Consider the following 22,406-nt stretch of genomic DNA (forward strand, 5'->3'; position numbering starts at 1 on the left):
GGCAAAGGTCTGCAAAACCTCTATCCCCCGGTTCAAATCCGGGTGGCGCCTCCAAATTAATATCGGTGATTTACTAAAGATAGCTTATGCTGTAACTTGTAGAGAGTTAATAGTGTAGGCTATTTTTATTTTGAGATATCCTCATAAATTTTTTGTCGTTTTTTGTTTATAACCTAGATTTTAAATTTTTTTCATAAATATACTGCATTTATATATATTTCCTCCATATATATAATAAGTTTTTGAATTTTATGGTTAGTTTATAAATATTATACACACTAATGAATGGGTAGAATTTTAATGTTTTATAAAAAGTTAAAATCAATTTAAAAAAATATTAAAGTTTGTATAATTATTAACGAATTTAGTGATGTAAACGTAATTTCTCAAATGATAAATAATACTCTCAATAGTAGTTAAAAATTATTAAGGTTGTACTATTTATCTTATTAAAATATTAATAATATGGAGGTATATATTATGAAATCAAAAAAACTTACTGCACTTGTTTTATCAGTATTAGTAGCTTCAGGAGCTACCTTGGCAATTCTTACAGAAAAAAATATAGTCCAAGCTAAAGAGATGACAACTAGTAGTGTACAGTCTAAAATAGCTACTAATATAGGAATAGGAGAAGAATACTGGGGATCTACTGTTTTTGCACCATATGTAGATGCTTGTTCATACCCTGTATTTTCCCTTACTGAATACGCAAAGGAAACAGGAACTAAACATTTTATATTAGGATTTGTAGTTGATAAAAATGGAGAACCTTCCTGGGGAACCTATTATGATATGGAAGAAGGACCTACAGATTATCAAGGTGGTGGATTATTAAAAGAAATTAAAGCTTTAAGACAAATGGGCGGAGATGTAATGGTATCTTTTGGGGGTGAAGCGAATACTCCATTAGCAGCATCAATTAAAGATGTTAATAAATTAAAAGATGCATATAAGAAAGTAATTAAAGATTATGGATTAACTCATGTAGATTTTGATATTGAAGGAGCCTGGACAGCTGATACCGCTTCCATAGAAAGACGTTCACAAGCTATTGCATTACTTCAAAAGGAACTTAAAGCTGAAAATCATCCACTTGAAATATGGTATACATTACCTGTATTGCCTTCAGGTATGACTAATGGTGTGGATGTAGTAAAGAGTGCTGTTAAAAATGGTGTTGAGCTAAGTGGAGTAAATGTAATGACTATGTGTTTTGGATATAAGGCTCCAGATGGAACTATGGGAGATTTAGTTATTGAGTCAGCTAAAAGCGTTCACAAACAATTAAAGAATATATACACACAAGCCAATATACAAAAGTCTGATAAAGATATTTGGAAAATGATAGGAGTAACTCCTATGAATGGTTTAGATTATAGTGGAAGTGTACTTGACCAAAATGAAGCAAGAGAGGTTGCTAACTTTGGTAAAACAGTAGGAATGGGACTTATAGGTATGTGGTCAGTAAATAGAGATTATCAAAATCCTAAGGGTTCAACAAATTACGTATCTATAACAGATAGTTCTATATTACAAGAAAAATTTGAGTTTGGTAAAATACTTTCAAATTATGATTCAAATGATGGTTCAGGTGTAATAGAGAAACCAGGTGATAGTGGAGATGGTGAAGATGGTCAAGATGGTGAAGGCGGAGGAGAAGTAGATGGGGTTCCTGCATATAAGTCTGAGCAAGAATATTGGGCAGGAGATAAAGTTAGCTATAAGGGAAAGATTTACCAAGCTAAATGGTGGACAAAAGGGTTTGCACCAGATACAGCAGTACAAAACTCCTGGGATACACCTTGGGAACTAATAGGAAATTCAGATGATGTTGAAGATGGTAAAGACGTTGAAGACGGTAAAGATGTTGAAGATGGTAAAGATGTTGAAGATGGTAAAGATGTTGAAGATGGTAAAGATGTTGAAGATGTTGAAGATGGAGGAGACGTTCCTTCATATAATCTACAACAAATATATTGGGCAGGAGATAAAGTTAGCTATAAAGGAAAGGTTTATCAAGCTAAATGGTGGACACAAGGATTTGCACCAGATACGGCAGTGCAAAATTCCTGGGACACACCGTGGGAACTAATAAAGTAAAATAGAACATCAATAAAATATTAAATATGTAAGTTCTTATCAAGAGCGGTGGAGGGACTGACCCTATGAAACCCGGCAACCAGTATATATTTGATACATGGTGCTAAATCCTGCAGATTTAACTGAAAGATGAGAGAATTTCGCGACTTGAGCTAGAGATTTTTCTCTAGCTTATTTTTTTATGTGCCCCCAGCATGGGCGCAATCTATAGGGTGAAAGTCCCGAGCGCCGAAGGTGATATAGGCGTTAGCAAAGAGAGAAAGATGAAACAATGTAGTAGATGATACTAATAACTTACTTGAAGGAATTCTAGCTAGAGAAAATATGCTTAAAGGTATGAAAAGAGTAATTGCTAATAAAGGAAGTCATGGTGTTGAATGTACTTAATAGTTAAATTACAAACAAGCTACCTCTATCTATAAGTTTTCCCCTTCTTAAATAAATTGGTTCTACATCATATTTGTATAAGAATTCTAAAACTTCTTTTCCGTAAGCGTAATAATTCAAGTCTCCAAAAAAAGCTAATCTATTTTCATGGAGAAGCCCGCAGCAGCCTCCAATAAAACCATAATCTAGACCAGGAAGTATTATATCGCCGGGAGGGAGGAGTAGTACATCTATGTTTTCTCTTTTAACTGCATTGGCAATTCCAATATCACTGGTGATGATTGCATTATCATTAACTATTGCTGTGGAACATTTAGTATATCCTTGCTTTACATTTAATAATTTTTTATCGGTGATCATATTTAGTAATATGCTATCTGTATGGCGAATATTATGTATGAAATAACTTTTTAAATTAACTGCGTTTAATCCTATATTATTTGGATATTTAGTTTCTAAACTTTTATTAGACAAAAATACATTAAATTTTAGGTTCTTAAAGAAATTTATAAAGTTATTTTCTATATCTTTATGAAGTATTATATTTTCTTTATCTATAAAATGGATCAGCATATCAGGATGACCACATACAGAATCGTAAAGATTAGAACAAGGGGGACATGTTATTATGTGGTACCCTAATTTTATTAAATTATCTTCTTCTTCTTTAGATATTCTAAAATCAATTATTGCATAATTTTTCATAAAAACCTCCATACTATGTTATGTTAATTTTAAATTAAAAAAATTTACTTGTCGATATTTATGTTTTTCCATTATGAATATACCTTTTAATTACACACATACTATTGTAGAAAGGAGTGAGTGGCATGCAATATTTAAAACTTGTTTATGAAAATGATTTTGATGGATTGGTAGAAGAGATTGAGGAGATGAAGGAATACTTTAGATGCAAAGGAATTAACATAGGAATATCAGAGAGTATGGAAGAAAAAACTCACTTCATAAATATATCTTTTGACGGTGATAGCTTAAATGAAAAGGCAGTAAATATTTTTAATCTACACATATCCAATATATTATACAAAGCTTTAGTAGAGGAATTTAATGAAAAATATATAACAGAATTTATAACAGAGACATATTTTTTTCTCAGTTTAGATGAACTAAAAGAAATAAGACATATAAGCATAAATGTTTTTAAAGATGATGGTCCAGCTATAAATGATAATAGTATATTTTATATAAATAGTAAAAATGAAATAATAAAAAAAATTCTTGAATGTGTTGAAAACAAAGAAGAAGTAAATATAAGTGGTTTTTTAACTTTTAGAATGAAGGTCCTTAGAAGTGGATTAGAAAAGATTATAGATAAAGTAGTAGAAGAGTATCTAATAGAAAAAGAATATAATGAATTTATAAAACTACTAAAGTACTTTGTTGAAATACAGGATAGTAAAATTGACATGCTAAATATACTGATTAAAGATGATGGAAGTTATGGTGTATTGGATAAAGAGGGGAAAGATATAATGGAGGATTTTGTAAAGGATTTTATGGATAGTAGGATTAGCGGAAGTATAAACATGGAAGATATTTTAATAAGTGGATTAATAACTTATTGCCCGGAACAAATAATAATACATGGTGATAAAAACTGTAAGAATAATGAAATTCTGAACACCATAAAAAATGTATTTATAAATAGAGTTTACTTTTGTGAGGAATGTAAAATGTGTACTGATTTAAGAAATAAGAGTGATGTTAAAAGATAAAGAACTGTTGACAATAAAGGCTAATAAGAATATAATAATAAAAAGAAAATAAAAGCTATGACAAGGAAGAGTAAACAAAAGATCTGTTAAAAGAGATGGAAACCCATGGGCTGAAAGGTTTTCTTATCAGTATTTGTTGAAAACCACCTTAGAGCTGGATGCTGAAATTAATATTTGAGTAAGCAATCCCGTAACCTGCGTTAAAGGAACTAAAGAGGATAGTTTTACTATCAATCTGGGTGGAACCGCGAATAGATCGTCCCATTATATTGGGAGGATTTTTTATTTTTTGAAAATATTATTAATTATTATAAATTTAATATAAAATCGGGAGGTAAACCATGATTAACGTAACTTTAAAAGACGGAAAAGTAATAGAAGTAGAAAAAGGGGCAAAAGTTAGTGATGTTGCAATGAAAATAAGTCCAGCCCTTTACAAGAAAGCTTTGGGAGCTAAGATAAATGGAAAAGATGGAGAACTTATGACTCAAATAAATGAAGATTGTACATTAGAGATACTGACTTTTGAGGATTCGGATGGAAAATGGACATTAAGACATACAGCTTCACATATATTGGCACAAGCAGTTAAAAATTTGTATCCTAATACTAAGCTAGCTATAGGACCAGCTATTGATACTGGATTTTACTATGATTTTGATGCAGATGTAACATTTACACCAGAGATGCTACAAGATATTGAAAAGGAAATGGCAAAGATAATTAAAGAAGATTTACCATTAGAAAGATTTGAGTTGCCAAGAGAAGAAGCTATAAAGTTTATGAAAGAAAAAAAAGAAGACTATAAAGTAGAATTAATAGAAGAACTACCAGAAGATGCAGTAATTTCTTTTTATAAACAAGGAGAATTCACTGACCTATGTGCAGGACCTCATGTGCCTTCAACTGGTAAAGTTAAGGCAGTGAAGCTTCTTTCATTAGCAGGTGCATACTGGAGGGGCGATGAAAAAAATAAAATGCTTCAAAGAATCTACGGAACTGCTTTTACTAAGAAGAGTGAGTTAGATGAATATTTAAAAATGTTAGAAGAAGCTAAAAAGAGAGATCATAGAAAAATAGGTAAAGAGTTGGAGTTATTCTCCATACTTGAAGAGGGCCCAGGATTTCCTTTCTTCCTACCAAAGGGAATGGTTGTAAGAAATCAACTAGAGGGATTCTGGAGAGAAAAACATGCAGAGGCTGAATATCAAGAAATTAGAACTCCAATTATACTAAACGAGAAGTTATGGCATCGTTCAGGTCACTGGGATCATTACAAAGAAAACATGTATTTTACAAAAATAGATGAAGAAGATTTTGCTGTAAAACCTATGAACTGTCCTGGAGCAATATTAACATACAGAAACTCATTACACTCATATAAAGAGTTTCCGTTAAGATTAGCGGAGTTAGGATTGGTTCATAGACATGAATTATCTGGGGCCCTTCATGGAATGATGAGAGTTAGATGCTTCACACAAGATGATGCTCATATATTTATGACAAAGGAACAAATAAAAGATGAATTATTAAAAGTAATTAAGTTAATAGATGGTATATACAAGGTATTTGGCTTTGAATATCATGTGGAGCTCTCCACTAGACCAGAAGATTCAATGGGTAGCGATGAAGATTGGGAAGCTGCAACAAATGGATTAAGAGAAGCTCTAGAGGAAATAGGACTTAGCTATAAAGTTAATGAAGGAGATGGGGCTTTCTATGGTCCTAAAATAGACTTCCATTTAAGAGATTGCATAGGAAGAACATGGCAGTGCGGAACAATACAGCTTGATTTCCAAATGCCAGAAAGATTTGATTTAAACTATGTAGGAGCAGATGGAGAAAAACACAGGCCAGTAATGGTTCATAGAGTTGTATTTGGAAGTATTGAAAGATTTATAGCTATACTTATTGAAAATTATGCAGGGGCATTCCCGACTTGGTTAGCTCCAATTCAAGTTAGAATTATGAATATAACAGATGCACAAAGAGATTATGCAAATAAGGTTGGAGAAATTTTAAAGAGCAAAGGTATAAGAGTAGAAATAGATACTAGAAATGAAAAAATAGGATATAAGATAAGAGAAGCTCAACTTCAAAAGATTCCTTATATGATAGTAGTTGGGGATAAAGAAATGAATGAAAATAAAGTAGCTATAAGAAGTAGAGTTAATGGAGATTTAGGGGCTATGGAAATAGAGAACTTTATATCTCATATAACTGATGAAATAAAGAATAAGTGCTACGATAATTGTTCATTATAATATTTAAAATATATGTTGACAAAATTTAAGTAACATAGTAAAATGTTATCTGTTAAGAAGAAACCAGCCGTTTCTCACCTTACAGCATGGCTAGTAAGGTTCAATGTAAAAGTACGTTATTATATTGTACTTATGGTGTTTGTATTTAGGGACGGCTATAGCCGTCCTTTTTTATATTGTTTATTTTTTTATAACACCTAGGGGGTGAATAGTATTAATAAAGATTTCTTATTAAATGAAGAAATTAGAGAGAATGAAATTAGGGTTATAACAGATGAAGGTGAACAATTAGGAATACTATCATCAGCGGAGGCCCTAAAAATTGCGGAGGAAAGAGAATTAGATTTGGTAATGATTGCTCCTTCAGCAAAGCCGCCTGTTTGTAAGATAATGAATTATAGTAAGTTTGTTTATGAACAATCTAAAAAAGACAAAGAGGCAAGAAAAAAACAAAAAGTTATTAATATAAAAGAAATAAGATTAAGTGCTACTATTGAAGAGCATGATATATCAATAAAGGCTAACCATGCTAGAGAGTTCTTATTGGACGAAGACAAGGTAAAAGTTACAGTAAGATTTAGAGGTAGAGAAGCTGACTACTCCTTTACAGGAGAAAAAATACTTCGTCTATTTCTTTCAAAAGTTGAAGATGTATGTGTGGTTGAAAAGCCAGCTAAAAAAGAAGGAAGAAATATGACGATGGTTTTAGCGCCAAAAAAATCATGAATATTGAGAGGAGGAACACACTATGCCAAAAATGAAAACACATAGAGGTGCAGCAAAAAGATTTAAAGCTACAGGAACTGGTAAATTAAAGAGAGCGAAAGCTTACAAAAGCCATATATTAACAAAGAAGAGTTCTAAAAGAAAAAGAGATCTTAGACAGACTGGATATGTAGCAGAATGTCAGGAAAAAGCAATTAAGAAATTGTTACCATATCTATAATTACAGTAGGAAAAAAGGAGGTTACGTTAAATGGCAAGAGTTAAAAGAGCTGTAAACGCTCGTAAAAATCATAAAAAAGTACTTAAACTTGCAAAAGGATACTACGGTGGAAAAAGCAAGTTATTTAAAACAGCTAATGAAACAGTTATAAGAGCATTAAGAAATGCATACGTTGGCAGAAAATTAAAGAAAAGAGACTTTAGAAAGTTATGGATAGCAAGAATAAATGCAGCTTCAAGAATGAATGGATTATCATATTCAAAATTCATGAATGGCATTAAGCTTGCAGGAATAGATATAAATAGAAAGATGTTATCAGAAATAGCTATCAATGATGAAAAGGCTTTTTCTGAATTAGTAGAGATAGCAAAAGAAAAATTAAACGCTTAATAGAAAATGCAGCCTTAATGCTGCATTTTTTAATTTATATAATTTGACAATGTAAGCTCAAGTGCTATAATAAATTACATTAATGCTATAATAAATTAGATTGGTTTCATAATATATGATAAATGAAATTGTTGTATGAGGTGCTTACAATGAAAATCAATGTTTTTAAAAAAGTTAAATTAACTCCAGTGCAAATACTAGCACTGGGTTTTGCCGTTGTAATTTTTATGGGAACAATTTTATTACATTTACCAATAGCAACTCAAAGCGGAGAGAGTACTCCACTTATTGATTGCTTTTTTGTTTCTACATCTGCAACTTGTGTTACGGGATTGATAACGGTAGACACTGGAACCCATTGGAATTATTTTGGTAAAACGGTGATTATGCTTTTAATTGAAATTGGTGGATTAGGATTTATGTCTTTTGCCACTTTGATTGCTTTAATATTAGGTAAAAAAATCACATTAAAAGATAGATTAATAATGCAAGAAGCGCTAAATTCATTTTCCCTACAAGGGTTAGTGAAAATGGCTAAGTATATATTGTTATTTACTTTTTCAGTACAAATTGGGGGAGCGTTGTTATTTGCAACTCAATTTATCCCTGAGTTTGGATTAGCGAAAGGTATATATTATAGTATATTTCATTCTATTTCTGCATTTTGTAATGCAGGTTTTGACTTGTTCGGTAATTTCCAAAGCCTTACGGGATATTATGATAATACTGTTATAATTTTAACAATGTCTGGTTTGATTATAATAGGTGGTTTAGGATTTTATGTTTGGCATGAAATTTATAACTTTAAGACTTTAAAGAAATTATCTCTACATTCTAAAATAGTATTATCTGTTACTACATTTTTAATAGTAGGTGGAACTATACTTATGTTTATACTTGAGTACAATAATCCAGGAACCATGAAGGATATGTCGCTTAAGGGCAAGGTTTTATCATCTATATTTGCATCTGTTAGCCCGAGAACTGCTGGACTTAACTCCATATCTACATCAGATATGACTACTGCAGGAAAATTCTTGACCATAATATTAATGTTTATTGGAGGTTCATCTGGATCTACAGCAGGAGGTATTAAAGTTACTACAGTAGGATTACTTATATTAGCGGTTATCTCTATAGTTAAAGGTAGAGAAGATGTGGAAGCTTTTAAAAAGAGAATACCAAAGGATACAATATATAAATCCTTGGCAATTACAGTTATAGGTTTAGGACTTGTTATATTTGTTACAATGGTATTGTCAATAACTGAAGCTGGTGCATCGTTGGAATATCTTCTTTATGAGGCAACCTCTGCTTTTGCAACTGTTGGATTGACATTAGGATTGACTACTAAATTAAGTTTTGCAGGTAAAATAATTATTGCCTTTACTATGTATGCTGGAAGAATAGGACCTTTAACTTTATTTTTAGCTTTATCAAGGAAAAAGACTTCAAGTAATATAAAGTATCCAGAGGAAAAAATATTAGTGGGATAGGAGAGGTTTAAATGGAAAAGAAACAGTTTGTTGTTATAGGATTAGGTAGATTTGGAACTTCTGTAGCTAAGACTTTATATTCCCTTGGGAATGATGTATTAGCTATTGATTCAGATGAAGATATAGTTCAAAGTGTATCAGATGATGTTACTCATTCAGTACAATTAGATGCTACAGATGAGCATACCTTAAGATCATTAGGTATAAGTAACTTTGACGTAGCTGTGGTAACTATTGGTTCAGATATACAAGCAAGCGTAATGGTTACATTAATTGTTAAAGAGCTAGGGGTAAAATATATAATAGCTAAAGCAAATAGCGAACTCCATGCAAAAGTACTGCATAAGATAGGTGCAGACAGAGTAATATTACCAGAAAGAGATATGGGTGTTAGAGTAGCACATAATTTAGTTTCAGAAAATATACTTGATTATATTGAGTTATCTCCAGAATACAGCATAGCAGAAGTATTGAGTCCTACAGCATGGCATGGAAAGACTTTAAATGATTTAAGCGTGAGGGCTAATTATGGAATAAATGTGGTAGCTATTAAAAGGAATAATGATATAAATGTATCTCCAACAGCAGATGATGTTATTAAACCAGGAGATATAGTTGTGGCTATTGGTGAAACGGAAAACTTAAATAAATTAGAAAACTTAGTTTCTAGATAAAGGGTGGAATCATATTGGAAGTAATATCTAGCAAGGATAATGTTATTATAAAAGATATAAAAAAGTTAAAGGAAAGAAAATACAGAGATAAAGAAAAGAAATTTTTAGTTGAAGGATTTAGATTTGTTGAGGAGACATTAGATTCAAATTTTACTGTTTCTTATATTTTTATAAATGAAAAATCAAAGGATAAATTTTACCAATTAGGGATTAATAACAAGATAGAAGAGAATACTAAGGTTTATATACTTACGGATTCAATATTTAAAAAAATAAGTAATACTGAAAATCCTCAAGGAATAATAGCGGTAGTACAAAATAAAGAGATAGCTATAGAAGATAAAGAGGGCTTTTATGTACTAGTTGATAAAGTCCAAGATCCGGGTAACTTAGGGACCATAATAAGGACTGCACATGCTGCTGGTGCATTAGGAGTAGTCACAATGGAGGGAACTGTGGATGTTTATAATGATAAAACTCTCAGGTCTACCATGGGATCAGTATTCCATATTCCAATTTTAGATAGCAGAGATTTAACTTTCATAAAAAGTCTTAAGGAAAAAGGATATAAATTTTTAGTAAGTTCCCTAGAATCAAGAAATAACATATATGATTTAAGTTTGAAAAATGAGAAGGTAGTAATATGTATAGGTAACGAAGGTAAGGGAATAAGTGAGGAAATATTCAATTTAGGAGATGAAAACTTTAAAATTCCTATGCCTGGAGGAGCAGAGTCACTTAATGTAGCAGTGGCGGCAGCAGTGATTATGTTCGAAATAGTTAGGCAAAATGCAAATTAGCATTGACAATTCAATTATAAATATGTAGAATTTTAAATTAAAGACATAAAATATAATATTTAAACGGTGAAGAAGAGAGTAAATATAAGGATTACTTCAGGGAGAAAGGGCCCTAGACTGAAAGCCTTTTTATTAGTTATTATATTGAAGTTCCCTTCTGAGTTCTAATTGTGAATGGATTTAGTAGCGATTAGCGGTTGATAACCGATAAATTATGAAAGATGAGCATGTTATGCTAATCAGGGTGGTACCGCGGATATAAGTTCGTCCCTATCAGGGATGGGCTTTTTTATTTTATAAATTATTATTGAAAGGAGCATTATACAATGAGAGAAAAGTTAGAAAATATTAAAGAAAGTGCTATAAATGAGCTAAAGACTATAGGAAATAAAGTTGAGTTAGATAGCATTAGAGTTAAATACCTTGGAAAAAAGGGTGAGTTGACCCAAATATTAAGAGGAATGGGTGGATTAAGTTCGGAAGAAAGACCTATAGTAGGTAAAATAGCTAATGAAGTGAGAGAAGTTATAGAAAATTTAATAGAAGAAGCTTCAAGTGAGATGAAAAATAAAGATAAAAATTCAAGGTTAAAAAATGAAACTATAGATATATCCTTACCAGGTAAGAGAAATATTTTAGGTAAGAGACATCCTTTAGACTTAACTTTACAAAGCATGATTGATATATTTATATCCATGGGATTTACTATAGAAGAAGGTCCAGAAGTAGAATTAGATTACTATAATTTTGAGGCGCTAAACATACCTGAAAATCATCCAGCGAAAGGGGAGCAGGATACTTTTTATATAAATGATAAAATGGTTTTAAGGACTCAAACTTCTCCAATACAGATAAGAACTATGGAGAAACAAAAACCTCCTATAATGATGATAGCTCCTGGAAAAGTTTATCGTTCCGATGCCGTAGATGCTACTCATTCACCTATATTTTATCAAATGGAAGGGTTAGTAGTAGATAAGGGAATAACCTTTGCAGATTTAAAAGGTACTTTAGAAATGTTTGCTAAAAAAATGTTTGGGGATAAGGTTAAAACTAAATTTAGACCTCATCATTTCCCATTTACAGAGCCTTCAGCAGAAATGGATGCCACATGTTTTGTATGTGATGGCGAAGGATGTAAGGTATGCAAAGGAAGTGGATGGATTGAATTGTTGGGTTGCGGTATGGTACACCCACAGGTTCTAAGAAATTGTGGAATAGATCCAGAAGTATATAGTGGATTCGCTTTTGGTTTTGGCGTTGATAGAATGGTTATGTTAAAGTATGGAATAGATGATATTAGATTACTTTATGAAAGCGATATGAGATTTTTAAATCAATTTTAATATTATGAATGGAGGCAAGTAAAATGAAAGTTCCAGTTAAATGGTTAAAAGATTATGTAGATATAAATATTTCAGCAAAAGAACTAGGGGATAGACTTACCCTTTCTGGTTCAAAAGTAGAAGAAGTTGTTACATCAGAAGATGAAATTAAAAATGTAATTACAGGTAAAATAAGTTCTATTGTACCTCATCCAGATGCTGAGAAATTAGTTGTGTGCCAAGTTAATATTGGGGAGGAAGAACTAACACAAATAGTTACTGGAGCAAAAAATATGAGAGAAGGAGATATAGTTCCAGTCGCTGTACATGGTTCAAATTTACCAGGTGGAGTAAAAATTAAGAAGGGTAAATTAAGAGGTATAGTATCTAATGGAATGATGTGTTCAGCAGATGAGTTAGGAATTGGGGGAGAAGAAGCTGCGGAAGGATTGCTAATACTACCACAGGAAACTCCAATAGGAAAAGATATAAAAGAAGTATTAGGATTAGATAATGCAGTAATTGAGTTTGAAATTACATCCAATAGACCAGATTGTTTAAGTGTAGTAGGTATGGCTAGAGAAACAGGAGCTACTCTAGGGGTTGAGTATAAGCAACCAGAAATTAATTATGTGAGTAAATGCAAGGAAAACATAAATGATATTTTAAAAGTAGAAATAAGAGATGATTTATGTAGAAGATATATGTCTAGAGGAATAAAAAATGTTAAAATAGCTCCATCACCAGCTTGGATGCAAGAAAGGTTGATGGAAGCAGGTGTTAGACCTATTAATAATGTAGTAGATATAACTAATTTTGTAATGTTAGAATTAGGTCAGCCAATGCATGCTTTTGATGCTAGAGAAATCACATCTAATAGCATAATTATTGAAAGAGCTAAAGATGGAGAAAAGTTTACTACTTTAGATGAAATAGAAAGAAATATAGATTCTAATGTATTATGCATAAAAGATGGGGAGAGAGCAGTGGCTCTTGCTGGCATAATGGGAGGATTAAATTCAGAAGTAAAGGAAGATACTACTGAAATAATTTTTGAATGTGCAAATTTTGAGGGTACAAATATTAGAGTATCTTCAAAGAAACTAGGGTTAAGAACAGAAGCTTCATCAAGATTTGAAAAAGATCTAGATGCAAACTTAGTTCAAATTGCTATAGATAGAGCATGTAATTTAATTAACGAATTAGGCGTTGGCGAAGTAATGGAAGGAACTATAGATGTATATCCAAATCCATTAAAGACCAAGGCTATTGAAGTAGAATATATATGGATAAATAAATTTTTAGGAACAGAAATATCAAAAGAAAATATGAAAGAATACTTGGATAGATTAGAATTAAAAACTGAAATAGAAGAAGAGAGATTAGTCATTAAAGTCCCTACATTTAGAAGTGATATAAATATTAAAGAAGATGTAGCTGAAGAAATTGCAAGAATTTATGGATATAACAATATACCTACTACTTTACTTAAGTCCACTAGCGAAAGAGGAGGAAAAACTAAGAAGCAGCATTTAAAAGATAGCATAGTTGAAGTGTTGATAGGAAGCGGTTTAAATCAATCTATAAGCTATTCTTTTGTAAGTCCAAAGGTGTTTGATAAAGTGCTGATTTCTAAAGAAAGTCCTCTTAGAAATGTAGTTAAAATAAAAAATCCTTTAGGGGAAGATTATAGCATAATGAGAAGTACTTCCATTCCTTCTATAATGGAAGCTTTAGCTAGAAATTATTCGAGAAGTAATGAAAGAGCAAGATTATTTGAAATTGGAAAGGTGTATCTACCAAAGGAAAGTGAATATGAACTTCCAGAAGAGATAAACATAGCAACTTTAGGTATATACGGCGGGGTAGATTATTTAGATTTAAAGGGTATTGTAGAAAATATAGTAGATAGCTTAGGTATAAAGGATATAAACTATAAAAGAGAAAGTGAAAATCCTTCTTTCCATCCAGGAAAAACAGCAAAAGTATTCATTGGACAAAAGTTACTTGGAACTTTAGGAGAAATTCATCCGGATATTACAGATAATTATGGAGTAGAAGAAAGATGTTATGTAGCTGAGTTAAACTTAGATTTATTATATCAATATGCAAATGTAAATAAAGCTTACAAACCTCTTCCAAAATATCCAGCAGTAACTAGAGATATCGCATTAATAGTTGATGATGAGGTTATGGTACAGGATATTGAAGGAATTATAGCTAAACAAGGCGGAAAAATGGTAGAGAATATTAAACTATTTGATATATACAAGGGTAAACAAATAGATGAAGGCAAGAAAAGTGTTGCTTATTCTATAGTATATAGACTTGAAAATAAAACTTTAACAGATGGAGAAGTAAATAAGGTACATGATAAAATAGTGAGAACTCTAGAAAATAGGTTAGGAGCAACTCTAAGATAAATTCTATTTTAACTATCAGAGAATTGTGTTAAAATATATATAAGAATTTATCTGAGAGGGTGTTTTCATGAACATAGTAGCTGTTAGGATAAATGGAGTTGAATATAACTTAAAAGGAAATGAAAAAGAAGAATATTTACATAGGGTAGCAGCTTATGTGGATAAAAAACTTAAAAACATAACTGATAATAACAGTAAACTCAGTACAGCTTCAGCTGCCATATTAACTGCCGTTAATGCTGTTGATGACATGCTTAAAAAGGAAGAGGAAAATCAACAGCTTAAAAATAAGTTAAACTACATGGAAGAACATGAGAGGAATTATGTAAGCGAAATTGAGGATTTGAAGAAGAAGGTATCTGAATTAGAAAAATATGTTGAGGAATTGAAAGAAAAAAACCAGTTAGAAGAATACGAAGAAGTATTAAAAAGTAAAGAGGCAATTCTTAGCAATGCCGAAAAAGAAAAAAGTGAACTTAGAGACAATTGTAAAAAATATTTAGAAGAAAATAATAAATTAAAATTAGAATGTAAAGAATATAGGTTTAAGATGCAATCCTCAAAATACAAGATACTAGATTTGCAACATAAGCTTATTGAAACAGAGGTTAAATTGGCAAAAGAGAAGAAAATGAATAATCCAATGATAAAATAAGGTGCATTAATTTGTACCTTATTTTATTTTAAATGTGATAATAACATTCAAAGTTGCATAATAATAATTTAAACACGGAGAAATTTAGGGGGATATATATGAGGATTCTATATTGCATAAGGAATGACTATTTGAGAAATTTTGCAGGAGATTCTATGCAAGCTTTAAAGTCAGCGGAACATTTGAGGAAAACTGGAGTCCATGTAGATATAAATAATGGTCATATAGAGGATTATTCTTCTTATGATTTAATTCATCTATTTAATTTAACTAGAACTGGGGAAACATATAAATATTATAAATTAGGTAGACACTATAAGAAAACAATTGCTTTATCGCCAATGTACTGGAATTTAACAAAATATTATAAATATATTAATGATGTGGATAGTATAAAAATGTGGGATAAATGTAGCCATTATAAAGTTGAGATATTAAGAGGTTGTAAAATAATATATCCTAATAGCAAAACAGAAGGAGACTTAATTAAAGAGGAATTTGGTAAACATATTAAGTATGAAGTAATATACGATGGAGTTGAAGTAGAAGATGATCAGGTTCCATTATATAATTTTAAAGATAGATATAATTTAGATAATTATGTTCTTTGTGTTGGAAGAATATGCAAAATGAAAAATCAGTTAACTTTGTCTAAGATTTGTAATGATTTAAATTTACAATTAGTGCTTATAGGTACTATAGATGATAAAGATTACTTTAATGAATGTATAAAATATAAGAATACTACTTACTTAGGATTTATGGACAGCTATAATATTTATAATGCATATAGATTTGCAAAACTTCATATATCTCCATCTTTTATGGAGATACCAGGGATTTCTTCCTTAGAAGCGGCTGCTAGTGGATGTAACATACTAACCACTAAAGAAGGAAGTGCTTACGAATACTTTAAAGAAGGTGCTACCTATTGCGATCCATTTGAAGAAATGTCCATAGCAAAAGGGATAATGGAAGGAATTAATAGAAAGAAAAACGGGGAGTTTAAAAACTATATTTTAGAAAATTATAATTGGAATAAATGTATACAAAAATTATATGAAAGTTATTTGGCTATCCTATAGTAAAGGATAGCCTTAAATTATTGTTAGAAACTATGGGTATTATATTGTATAATAAATCTAGATTAAATTAGGAGAGATGAATATGAAAAAAATAGAGTTGTTAGCTCCAGCAGGTAGTATGGAAAGTTTATATTCAGCGGTTAATGGTGGAGCAAATGCAGTATATTTAGGAGGAAGTAAATTTTCTGCAAGAGCATATGCCTCTAATTTTGATGAGGCGAATATGACTAAGGCAGTGGATTATTGTCATATATATGGAGTAAAAGTATACGTTACGGTAAATACCTTATTGAAGGAAGAGGAATTAGAGGAAGCCTTAGAATACACTAAATTTCTTTATAAAATAGGTGTAGATGGGTTGATAATACAGGATCTAGGATTAGCTAAAGCCATAGGAAGGGAAATGCCAGACTTCGAACTACATGCTTCAACCCAGATGACCATACATAATTTAGAGGGAGCAAAATTGCTTAAAGAAATGGGCTTTAAAAGAATAGTTCTCTCTAGGGAATTATCTTTAGAGGAAATTAAATATATATCAGAAAATATAGGAATAGAGACGGAGATATTTGTACACGGAGCTTTATGTATATGCTATTCAGGTCAATGCCTTATGAGCAGTATGATAGGAGGCAGAAGTGGAAACAGAGGAAGATGTGCTCAACCTTGTAGATTGCCTTATTCATTGATGGAGGGGGATGAAGAGGGAGTAAAAAAGAGCTATCTATTAAGTCCTAAGGATATTTCTACATTAACCAATATTGAGGATATAATTTTAAGTGGCGCCACTTCACTAAAAATTGAAGGTAGAATGAAAAGACCAGAATATGTAGCAGGGGTTATAGATAATTATAGAAAGGCTATAGATAATATACAAATAAAAGAAGAAAAATTAGATTATGAGGCGGAAAATAAAAAGCTTCTTCAATTATTTAATAGAGAAGGCTTTTCTAAAGCTTATCTATATGGAAGTGTAGGGAAAGATATGATGGCATATAACTTTCCTAAAAATACTGGTATATTGCTAGGAAAGATAGATAAGGAATTAAAAATCACCTTAAAGGAAGATATAGATTTAAAAGATGGAGTGAGAAATGGAGAAGGTGGTTTTGCCATATCTAAAATGACAAAGGATAATAAAGAAGTAGAAAAGGCTTATAGGGGAGAAAAAGTTAAAATATACCCAACAAATTATAAGGCAGGGGACACAATATTTAAGACCTCTGATGTAAAACTGTCGAAACACTATGAAGGATTCTATAGCAATAAATATAGTAAAAAAATAAATATACCTTTAAAAGTAGATTTTAAAATAAATTCTCCTATAGTTATTTCCACGGAAATAAAGGGGAGAACTATAACAGTTAAAGGAGAGGAAATTCAAGAGGCAATAAAAAAACCACTAGATAAAAATAAAATAATCGATAGCTTAAGAAAAACTGGAGATACTCCATTTAATTTTGAAGAGATTACATTCAATAATTTTGAAGAGGGATTTTTGCCAGCAGCTTCAATTAATGGAGTAAGGAGAGCTTTATTAGAAAAGGTAGAGAATTTTATTGTTGGTTCATATAAAAGAGATGGGGACTTAGGTAAAACAAACTATAATAAAAATTATGTTATAAAAGAGAAGAGAGTTTTACCAGAGAAGTTAATATATATAATCACTAAAGACCAATTAAAAGCAGTGTTAGAGTTTGATATAAAAGACATATGCATTAATCCTTTTATGAGAAATAATGAAATAGATATCGATTCTATAGATGGAGAAAAAGTAAACTTATATTTAAAAATACCTAATATTATTAAAGGAGAGTTTCAATTTATAAGTGAATTCATAGAAAAAAAATTGCATAAAATTAAAGGTGTTACCACAGCAAACTTAGGTATTATAAATAAGTTTAAAGATAGAACATGTATTATTGGAGATTACAAACTAAATGTATTTAATAGTGAAAGTTTAAATTTCTATGATAATCTTATAGATGGAAGTTGTGTAAGTGTAGAGCTAAATAAAAAAGAGTTGGAAAATACTTTTAAAGAAAATAAAAATACACAAATGCTTGTTTATGGCAAAATTGAGCTTATGGTAAGTGAATATTGTGCTATTGGAAGTGTTTTAGGCGGTAAGGATAAGAATAGAAACTGTGATTCATATTGCAATAAGAAAAAATTTAAGCTCATAGACAGGATGGGAGAAAAGTTCCTACTGGGTACTGATAAATTTTGTAGAAGCTATATATATAATTCAGTAGCTTTAAATTTACTTCCTAATGTAAAAGAACTAAACAAAATAGGTTTTAAAAACTTTAGGCTAGATTTTACAGATGAAAACTATGAAGAAGTAGTATGTATAATGAAGTCTATGCAAACTAAAACCTGGGATGGAGATTTTAAAAATTATACTAGGGGACATTATAAAAGAGGTGTAGAATAATGAATGATAGAGCATTAAGAGTATTAGAATTTAATAAAATAAAGGAAATCTTAAAGGGGTTTACCCATACTCAGGCAGCTAAAGATATAATTGATGATTTAAAGCCATATGATAATTTATATGAAATTAGAGAGCATCTACAGGAAAGCAAAGAAGGACTAGAGTTGCTGATGAAAAAAGGGTTACCACCTTTTGAGGGAATATATGATGTTAGAGAGGAAATAGGAAAAGGAGAGAAGGGTTTTACTCTTCTTCCTGGACAATTGTTAAAGATTGCAAATGTTATGAGATCATGTAGAAAATTTAAAGACTATGTTTCACATAAAGATGAAGAAGAAGGATATAAAGTTATAGAAGACATTTGCGAGAGTATATATCCTCTTAAATCTTTAGAAGATGACATATATAATGCAATCATTGGCGAAGAGGAAATATCAGATAGAGCAAGTAGCACTCTTTACAATATAAGAAGATCATTAAAGGATAAGAATGCTTCAATAAGAGATAAGGTTAATTCACTTATGAGAAGTTATGCTCCTTATCTTCAAGAAAGCTTATATACCATGAGAGGAGAGAGATATGTTCTTCCAGTAAAAGCTGAGAATAAAAGTTCAGTTCCTGGATTAGTACATGATCAGAGTTCCTCAGGTGCCACATTGTTTATTGAACCTATGAGTTTAGTGAATTTAAATAATGAAATAAAAGAGTTGATTTTAAAAGAAAAGGCAGAAATAGAGAGAATACTAAGGGAGTTATCAAAAAAAGTATGTGATAATATAGCATATGTTAAAAATAATGCAAACATAATATGGGAGTTGGATTTCATATTTTCGAAATCTAAGTTTGCTAGTAGTTTAAATGCTATTTGCCCTCATGTAAATGAGGATGGATTTGTAGACATAGTACAAGGGAAACATCCATTAATTGATCCTAAAGTAGTTGTTCCTACTGATGTATATCTAGGAAGGGATTTTACTTCCATTGTAATAACAGGCCCTAATACTGGAGGGAAAACAGTAACTTTAAAGACTGTAGGACTTTTGCACATTATGGCTATGAGTGGTCTTATGATTCCTGCTAGAGAAAATTCCACTATAAGCTTTTTTAAAGAGATATATGCAGATATAGGAGATGAACAAAGTATAGAGCAGAGTTTGTCAACATTCTCATCACATATGACAAACATAGTAAATATAATAGGAAATGCAGATTCAAAGTCATTGGTATTGTTTGATGAATTAGGAGCGGGGACGGATCCAACAGAAGGAGCTGCCTTAGCTGTTTCAATATTAGAATACTTAAGAAAGAAAGAGGTTAAAATTATTGCTACTACCCACTACAGTGAGCTAAAAGGATATGCATTAAAGACTGAGGGAGTGGAGAATGCTTCGGTGGAGTTTGATGTAGAAACATTAAAGCCTACCTATAGATTACTCATTGGAATACCTGGTAAATCTAATGCTTTCCAGATTTCAAAAAGATTAGGGCTTCCAGATTTTATTATAGATGAAGCTAAAAGTAGTATAGCTAGTGAAAGTTTGAGATTTGAAGATTTAATACAAAGTCTTCAGGAGAAAAGCATTAAAGCTGCGGAAGATGCAAGAAAGTCAGGGATGCTGAAGGATGAAGCGCAGAAGTTAAAGGAAAAATATGAAGAAAAATTGTACGGCCTTAATAAAGTAAGAGAAAATGCTCTTATAGATGCCCAAAGAGAAGGGAAAAGACTTGTAAAAGAGGCAAAAGAAGAGGCAGATAATATATTAAAAAATATAAGAGAATTGGAGAAAATGGGGTATACCTCAGATTTAAGACATAAATTAGAAGAGGAAAGAAAGAAATTAAAGGACAAATTAGAAAAAATAGAAGCACAGGGAGAAAATTTAGAAAAGGAAAAAGGAGAAAAAGTTAAAGAGATAAAATTAGGAGAAGAAGTATATCTACCAAAACTAAATCAAAATGTAATTGTTCTAACTAGGCCTGATAATAAGGGAGAACTTCAAGTTCAGGCTGGTATAATGAAAATAAGTGTGAATATAGAGGATTTAAGGATATCACAAAAAAGCGCAAAGGATAAAAAGGCAGTAAAAAGAGAAGCAAGATTAAATCTTAAATCCGTTGGAACCTCAATTGATTTAAGAGGAATGGATTCAGAAGAAGCTATTTATGCTACTGATAAATATTTAGATGAAGCCTACATGGCGGGGTTAAGTGAAGTTACTGTTATACATGGTAAAGGTACAGGAATATTGAGAAAAGCTATAAATGATATGTTAAAGAGACATTCTCATGTAAGATCTTATAGATTAGGAGAATATGGGGAAGGAGGCACCGGAGTTACGGTGGTAGAATTAAAATGATAGGTAGTAAAGATAAAATGATATTGGTAAGTGCTTGTCTTTGTGGAGTTGATTGTAAATATAATGGCAGTGATAATACAAATCTTGAAATAATGGAGATGGTTAAAGAAGGAAAGGCCGTCCTTGTATGTCCTGAACAATTAGGGGGTATGGAGACCCCCAGACCTCCTCATGAAATAGCAGGAGGTGATGGAAGTGATGTATTAGAAGGCAGAGCTAGAGTAATTGGCCAGGAAAATATAGATTCTACAGAAAGATTTTTAAAGGGTGCCTATGAAACTTTAAAAATAGCTAAGCTTTATAATATTAACACTGCCATACTCAAAGCTAAGAGTCCTTCTTGTGGCTATGGCAAAATATATAATGGCACTTTTTCACATGAATTAATAAATGGAAATGGAGTAACAGCTGAGCTTTTAAGCAAAAATGGTATAGAGGTATATACAGAAGATAACTTTAAATTGATGAGGTGAATTATAAGCCTATGTATAAAGATATTGAAAATAAAACGGAAGAAATAATAAAGACATATTATCAAAAGGGAGAGACAGCAAAGGCTATACACATACAATACAAGGGGAATACATATAAATCTGTGCAATTTAGAAAAAAGGGCTTTGGGAAAGACTATTATATTTTAAAGGGTGTTTTATACCTTACAGAGAAGGATGAAATAGTAAAAGATAATAATATTCTAGAGGAAATAGAAAAATTAACTTATTACTATAAGAGTATATTTAATGCAGATAATAAGAACTCTATTGTTTCTACCTATGAAGATGAGAGTAGTATTAATAGATATGAAGACGACGGCAATAGAGCTATAAAAGCATTAGAATTTTTAAAAGATGATGGCATGGAAGAAGCCTTAAAACTAAAAGAAGTTATTACAAAAGTAGTAGAGCTAAGAAAAGAAAAAAACAATAAAATAAAAGAATTATTAATATTAGAAGAAAAAATTAAGGATAATGATTATGTATTTGCGGATACTTTATTTCATAAAGCCTATGATATTTTTGAAGAAATTCTAAGAATTAATTTTCAAAGTGTAAAGATAATAAATTTATGGAGAGCTCTCTATGAGGATTTAATAAAAGCAGTTAGAAAGAAAAAAAGAAGCTTTCATGTTAAAGTAAATAGAGAAATATATGTGGCCTTTATTAAACTTGAATACATACTTTCTTATTTCAAAAAAATATTAAATACCTATGACTCTATATTAAACTTAGATGAAAATAGTTATATGAAATATATTAGGAATAAACATAAGGAAATAATAAAAGAAAATTTGAAATGGATAAGAGAGGATTAGGTAAAAATGCATAGCA

The 22,406-nt window shown here is 30.9% G+C and carries 18 protein-coding genes, 1 riboswitch and 3 other annotated features; of the genes, 17 read left to right on the forward strand and 1 reads right to left on the reverse strand.

Annotation, left to right across the window (positions count from 1 at the left end; all coding sequences use genetic code 11):
- Positions 1–480: 480 nt before the first annotated feature.
- On the forward strand, positions 481–2,103 hold the full coding sequence (locus RYO54_RS08350; RefSeq protein ID WP_315117460.1) for a carbohydrate-binding protein: 1,623 nt from the start codon (positions 481–483) through the stop codon (positions 2,101–2,103).
- A 33-nt stretch (positions 2,104–2,136) separates the two neighbouring features.
- Positions 2,137–2,239: riboswitch (SAM riboswitch) on the forward strand.
- Between the two features lie 254 nt (positions 2,240–2,493).
- Here RYO54_RS08350 and RYO54_RS08355 read toward each other — a convergent pair.
- On the reverse strand, positions 2,494–3,195 hold the full coding sequence (locus RYO54_RS08355) for a DUF6873 family GME fold protein (RefSeq protein ID WP_315117462.1): 702 nt from the start codon (positions 3,193–3,195) through the stop codon (positions 2,494–2,496).
- A gap of 125 nt (positions 3,196–3,320) precedes the next feature.
- On the opposite strand from RYO54_RS08355, the gene ytxC reads away from it, so the two are divergent.
- The 16 genes from ytxC to RYO54_RS08435 all read left to right on the forward strand — a co-directional run bounded on the left by ytxC (position 3,321) and on the right by RYO54_RS08435 (position 22,390).
- The gene (ytxC, locus tag RYO54_RS08360; protein ID WP_315117464.1) at positions 3,321–4,226 is read left to right on the forward strand and encodes a putative sporulation protein YtxC; all 906 of its coding nucleotides are present in this window, start codon (positions 3,321–3,323) and stop codon (positions 4,224–4,226) included.
- 48 nt (positions 4,227–4,274) lie between these two features.
- Positions 4,275–4,493 (forward strand) — a binding site (T-box leader).
- 74 nt (positions 4,494–4,567) lie between these two features.
- Complete coding sequence (gene thrS, locus RYO54_RS08365; RefSeq protein ID WP_315117465.1) at positions 4,568–6,490, forward strand: threonine--tRNA ligase; 1,923 nt, start codon at positions 4,568–4,570, stop codon at positions 6,488–6,490.
- 48 nt (positions 6,491–6,538) lie between these two features.
- Positions 6,539–6,673 (forward strand) — a sequence feature (ribosomal protein L20 leader region).
- 21 nt (positions 6,674–6,694) lie between these two features.
- Positions 6,695–7,216 carry a translation initiation factor IF-3 gene (infC, locus tag RYO54_RS08370; RefSeq protein WP_315117467.1) on the forward strand — a complete coding sequence of 174 codons (522 nt, stop codon included), beginning with the start codon at positions 6,695–6,697 and terminating at the stop codon, positions 7,214–7,216.
- Between the two features lie 22 nt (positions 7,217–7,238).
- Positions 7,239–7,436, forward strand: a complete 198-nt coding sequence (gene rpmI / locus RYO54_RS08375; protein WP_315117469.1) for a 50S ribosomal protein L35 — start codon at positions 7,239–7,241, stop codon at positions 7,434–7,436.
- Between the two features lie 30 nt (positions 7,437–7,466).
- Positions 7,467–7,826: a 50S ribosomal protein L20 gene (rplT, locus tag RYO54_RS08380; RefSeq protein WP_315117470.1), complete on the forward strand. Its 360-nt coding sequence runs from the start codon at positions 7,467–7,469 to the stop codon at positions 7,824–7,826.
- 149 nt (positions 7,827–7,975) lie between these two features.
- On the forward strand, positions 7,976–9,322 hold the full coding sequence (locus tag RYO54_RS08385) for a TrkH family potassium uptake protein (protein ID WP_315117471.1): 1,347 nt from the start codon (positions 7,976–7,978) through the stop codon (positions 9,320–9,322).
- Between the two features lie 11 nt (positions 9,323–9,333).
- Complete coding sequence (locus RYO54_RS08390) at positions 9,334–9,996, forward strand: TrkA family potassium uptake protein (RefSeq protein WP_315117473.1); 663 nt, start codon at positions 9,334–9,336, stop codon at positions 9,994–9,996.
- A gap of 14 nt (positions 9,997–10,010) precedes the next feature.
- Complete coding sequence (locus tag RYO54_RS08395; RefSeq protein ID WP_315117475.1) at positions 10,011–10,796, forward strand: RNA methyltransferase; 786 nt, start codon at positions 10,011–10,013, stop codon at positions 10,794–10,796.
- Between the two features lie 57 nt (positions 10,797–10,853).
- Positions 10,854–11,071 (forward strand) — a binding site (T-box leader).
- Positions 11,072–11,122: 51 nt separating this feature from the next.
- Positions 11,123–12,142 carry a phenylalanine--tRNA ligase subunit alpha gene (gene pheS / locus RYO54_RS08400; protein WP_315117476.1) on the forward strand — a complete coding sequence of 340 codons (1,020 nt, stop codon included), beginning with the start codon at positions 11,123–11,125 and terminating at the stop codon, positions 12,140–12,142.
- A gap of 23 nt (positions 12,143–12,165) precedes the next feature.
- Positions 12,166–14,544: a phenylalanine--tRNA ligase subunit beta gene (pheT, locus tag RYO54_RS08405; protein WP_315117478.1), complete on the forward strand. Its 2,379-nt coding sequence runs from the start codon at positions 12,166–12,168 to the stop codon at positions 14,542–14,544.
- 67 nt (positions 14,545–14,611) lie between these two features.
- The gene (zapA, locus tag RYO54_RS08410) at positions 14,612–15,199 is read left to right on the forward strand and encodes a cell division protein ZapA (protein WP_315117480.1); all 588 of its coding nucleotides are present in this window, start codon (positions 14,612–14,614) and stop codon (positions 15,197–15,199) included.
- Between the two features lie 98 nt (positions 15,200–15,297).
- Positions 15,298–16,284, forward strand: a complete 987-nt coding sequence (locus RYO54_RS08415; protein ID WP_315117482.1) for a glycosyltransferase — start codon at positions 15,298–15,300, stop codon at positions 16,282–16,284.
- Positions 16,285–16,366: 82 nt separating this feature from the next.
- Complete coding sequence (locus tag RYO54_RS08420) at positions 16,367–18,721, forward strand: U32 family peptidase (RefSeq protein ID WP_315117484.1); 2,355 nt, start codon at positions 16,367–16,369, stop codon at positions 18,719–18,721.
- On the forward strand, positions 18,721–21,078 hold the full coding sequence (locus RYO54_RS08425; protein ID WP_315117486.1) for an endonuclease MutS2: 2,358 nt from the start codon (positions 18,721–18,723) through the stop codon (positions 21,076–21,078). Before RYO54_RS08420 ends, RYO54_RS08425 begins: the two co-directional genes overlap by 1 nt.
- Positions 21,079–21,095: 17 nt before the next feature.
- Complete coding sequence (locus tag RYO54_RS08430) at positions 21,096–21,551, forward strand: DUF523 domain-containing protein (RefSeq protein ID WP_315117677.1); 456 nt, start codon at positions 21,096–21,098, stop codon at positions 21,549–21,551.
- Positions 21,552–21,562: 11 nt separating this feature from the next.
- Complete coding sequence (locus RYO54_RS08435; protein ID WP_315117488.1) at positions 21,563–22,390, forward strand: hypothetical protein; 828 nt, start codon at positions 21,563–21,565, stop codon at positions 22,388–22,390.
- Positions 22,391–22,406 lie beyond the last annotated feature (16 nt).

Origin of the sequence: uncultured Clostridium sp., assembly GCF_963515715.1 — a bacterium.
GTDB lineage: Bacteria > Bacillota > Clostridia > Clostridiales > Clostridiaceae > Clostridium_AW.